Source organism: Catenibacterium sp. UBA627, assembly GCF_002299355.1.
Taxonomy (GTDB): domain Bacteria; phylum Bacillota_I; class Bacilli_A; order Erysipelotrichales; family Coprobacillaceae; genus Catenibacterium; species Catenibacterium mitsuoka.
The window spans coordinates 2,120-5,850 of sequence record NZ_DBPF01000098.1; the positions used below are offsets into that span (position 1 = coordinate 2,120).

Genomic DNA, 3,731 nt, shown 5'->3' on the forward strand with positions numbered 1-3,731 from the left:
GCTTCTTTATCTACTGAAGGTAATACCACAAAGTTATAACCTTCAGAATTCATTGCAGTCTCTACAAACTGGAAATGAATAGGAGACATCTGAGGACATAAAATAGTCCATCTATCATCCTTCATTTCTTGTGTGAATGATACTTTTTCAGATTCATATTTATTTTCTAAGTGTACAGTATTGTCTTTCTTCTTTACTGTTGCTTTAAGTGATCTAATACGGATTCTGATTGGTCCTAAGTTAGAGGCTTCATCAATCTTAATAAGTGTATAAATCTTACCTCTTGCCTGTAATAATTCAGCCACCTGATCACTTGTAACTGCATCTAATCCACATCCAAATGATGTTAACTGGATAAGTTCAAGATCTGGCTGAGTTGTTACGAATTCAGCAGCACGATAAAGTCTAGAATGATATGTCCACTGGTCTACTACACGTAAATCTAAGTTTTCTTTATTTAAATTACATACAGAATCTTCTGTTAATACACAGAAACCTTCACTTGTAATTAAGCTGGCAATACCATGATTGATTTCTGGATCCACATGATAAGGACGTCCTGCAAGGACAATACCCTTCTTATGGTTTTTATGCATCCATTCCAATGCTTCCTGACCCTTAACTTCAATATCTTTTCTTGCACGTGCTAATTCCTGATAAGCCTTATCAATCGCATTATGCATTTCTTTATCTGAAATATCATATTCAGCTAAAGATTCCTTCATTACCTTAAATAATGTTTTAGGGTTATTTAAAGATAGGAATGGGTTCTTATATTTCACGTTGTGTTCTTCTAAGCTGTCTACATTGTTTCTAATAACTTCTGGATAAGAAGCAACAACTGGACAGTTATAGTTATTACCTGCATCTTCATATTCTTTTCTTTCATATGCTACTGATGGATAGAAGATAAAAGGAATACCTCTTTCAATTAGGTTTTCAATATGTCCATGAGAAATCTTTGCTGGATAACAGGCATTTTCTGATGGAATAGATTCAATACCCTTTTCATAAATCTTCTTAGAAGATCTTGCTGATAAAACAACTCTAAAGCCTAACTGAGTAAAGAATGTATGCCAGAATGGATAGTTCTCATACATATTAAGTACTCTAGGAATACCGACTTCTCCTCTTCTTGCATCATCTTTAGAAAGTGATTTATAACCAAAGATGCGACCATATTTATAATCATAGAGGTTAGGTAACTTCTTAGATGTCATTGGAAGGTTGGCTCCTCTTTCACATCTATTACCTGAAATATATTCTCTACCATCATTGAATGATGTAATAGTTAACATACAGTTATTTGTACACTTACCACAGTTTCTAATCTTTGTATCATAGTCAAGTGCTTCTATTTCTTCTAATGAAAGGATAGTAGAAGGTTCATTGTCATCATTTTCAATCGCAATACGGGCCATACCATAAGCACCCATTAATCCTGCGATATCAGGTCTTACTACTTCAATACCTGTTTCTTTTTCAAATGCACGTAATACAGCTTCGTTATAGAAAGTACCTCCCTGTACAACAACATGCTTACCAATATCTTCTTTACTTCTTAGTTTAATAACTTTAAATAACGCATTCTTGATAACTGAATAAGATAAACCTGCACTGATATCTTCTACTGAAGCACCTTCTTTTTGTGCCTGTTTTACCTTTGAGTTCATGAATACTGTACATCTAGAACCTAAATCAATAGGGTGTTTAGACTTTAATGCAAGTTCTGCGAATTCTTCAATCTTATAACCTAATGATTTTGCAAATGTCTCTAAGAATGAACCACATCCTGCAGAACATGCTTCATTTAATGAAATGTTCTGAATGACGTTATCTCTAATAGTAATAGCCTTCATATCCTGACCACCAATATCAAGAATAAAATCTACATCAGGTTCATAGGCTTTTGCGGCAGTATAATGGGCAATTGTTTCTACTTCACCAATATCCACCTTTAAAGCAGCTTTAATAAGGGCTTCACCATAACCAGTAACACCGGCTTTCGCAATATAACATCCTTCTGGAAGCATCTGATAAATTTCCTTCATCAGACTCATGATCAACTGTAATGGATTTCCTTCATTAGAACTATAGAAAGAATATAAAATAGCACCTTGTTCATCAGTCATGATGATCTTAGATGTTGTAGAGCCAACATCGATACCTAAGAATACTTTACCTTTATATTTCTTAAGTGTTCTTTTCTTAGTGATATGGGTAAAATGTCTTTCTCTGAATTCTTTTAATTCTGCTTCATCATTAAATAATGGTTCTAAGACATTTGTAAGTTCTGTAGGGGAGTCTGAAAGACCTTCTAAGTCTTCAATAATCTTAGAGATATTTAATGGACTTTCTACCTTTTCTTTCGCATTTAAACATGCACCCATAGCAACAAATAGCTGTGAGTTCTGTGGGAAGATGATTTCATCTTCAGTTAAACCTAATGTTTCAATAAAACGTTCTCTTAACTGATCCATGAAATAAAGTGGACCACCTAAAAATGCAACATTCCCTCTAATAGGTTTACCACAGGCAAGACCAGAAATAGTCTGATTGACAACTGCCTGGAAAATAGATACCGCAATATCTTCTTTAGATACACCTTCATTAATTAAAGGCTGAATATCTGTTTTCGCAAAGACACCACAACGTGATGCGATAGGATAGATTGTCTTATAGTTTTTCGCATATTCATTTAAACCAGCAGCATCAGTCTTTAATAAAGTAGCCATCTGGTCAATAAATGCCCCAGTACCTCCTGCACAAGTACCGTTCATACGCTGTTCAAGCTGTCCTTCGAAATAAGTGATCTTGGCATCTTCTCCACCAAGCTCTATAACAACATCAGTTTGTGGAATATATGTTTCTACTGTCTTTGTACATGCAATAACTTCCTGTATAAAAGAAATACCAAGCTTATCTGCAAGAGATAAACCTCCTGAACCAGTCATAACAGGATACAAATCAATATCACCCATCTGGTTCTTTACTTCAATTAATAACTCATAGATTGTTTTTCTAACATCTGAGAAATGTCTTGTGTACTTAGAAAACAAGCATTTATCATTCTCATCTGTCAAATAGAGTTTTACAGTTGTAGATCCTACATCAATTCCTAAATAATATTTCATATTTCCACATCCTTCTCTTTTTTTGTGTATTATATCGAACCTATATTAAACGAATTTTAAGAAATAATCTAGTTCTTTGCATAATAAAATCATAAAATATAATGATAAATACACAAATTTTAACTATTTGTAAGGAAAAGTACAAGGCTTATCTCAGTAACATGAGGATTAAACTTAAAATATAAAAAAGGAGGAAAACAGGACTGAAATTCTTCCTTAACATCCTCCTCTTCATCATTTCTATACAATACCAATCACTTAGTCTGGCTGCTGACCATCATGTGCCTGCCACTGACATTCCATAATCTGCATATGCTTGAATACAGCTTTAAAAGATGATTCTTCGGGTGAGCAGGCATATACTCCAAAGCGAATCTTATCTCCACCTTCATGAAGATGGCAAACACGCATTTGAGAAAACTTCACACCATCTACTGAACACTCTATACAATAATCATCTTCTCTTCTACTTAAGCGATACCACATTTTCTTTACATCTGCACGAATTTCTGTGGTTGCCCAATCTGAATAACCATGGTTAGTTACAACACTTCCAAGGTGCTGAAAGTCTTTATTCTCATATTCTATAGAACCTTT

General features: G+C 34.1%; 2 protein-coding genes. Both read right to left on the bottom strand.

Going from position 1 to position 3,731, the window contains the following annotated elements; all coding sequences use genetic code 11:
- Nucleotides 1-3,134: acyl-CoA dehydratase activase-related protein (locus tag B2S90_RS06215; protein WP_286696729.1), on the bottom strand; the 3,134-nt coding region annotated here is incomplete at its 3' end.
- A 258-nt stretch (nt 3,135-3,392) separates the two neighbouring features.
- On the bottom strand, nt 3,393-3,731 hold a 339-nt coding region (locus B2S90_RS06220; protein ID WP_286696730.1), incomplete at its 5' end, for a DUF1349 domain-containing protein.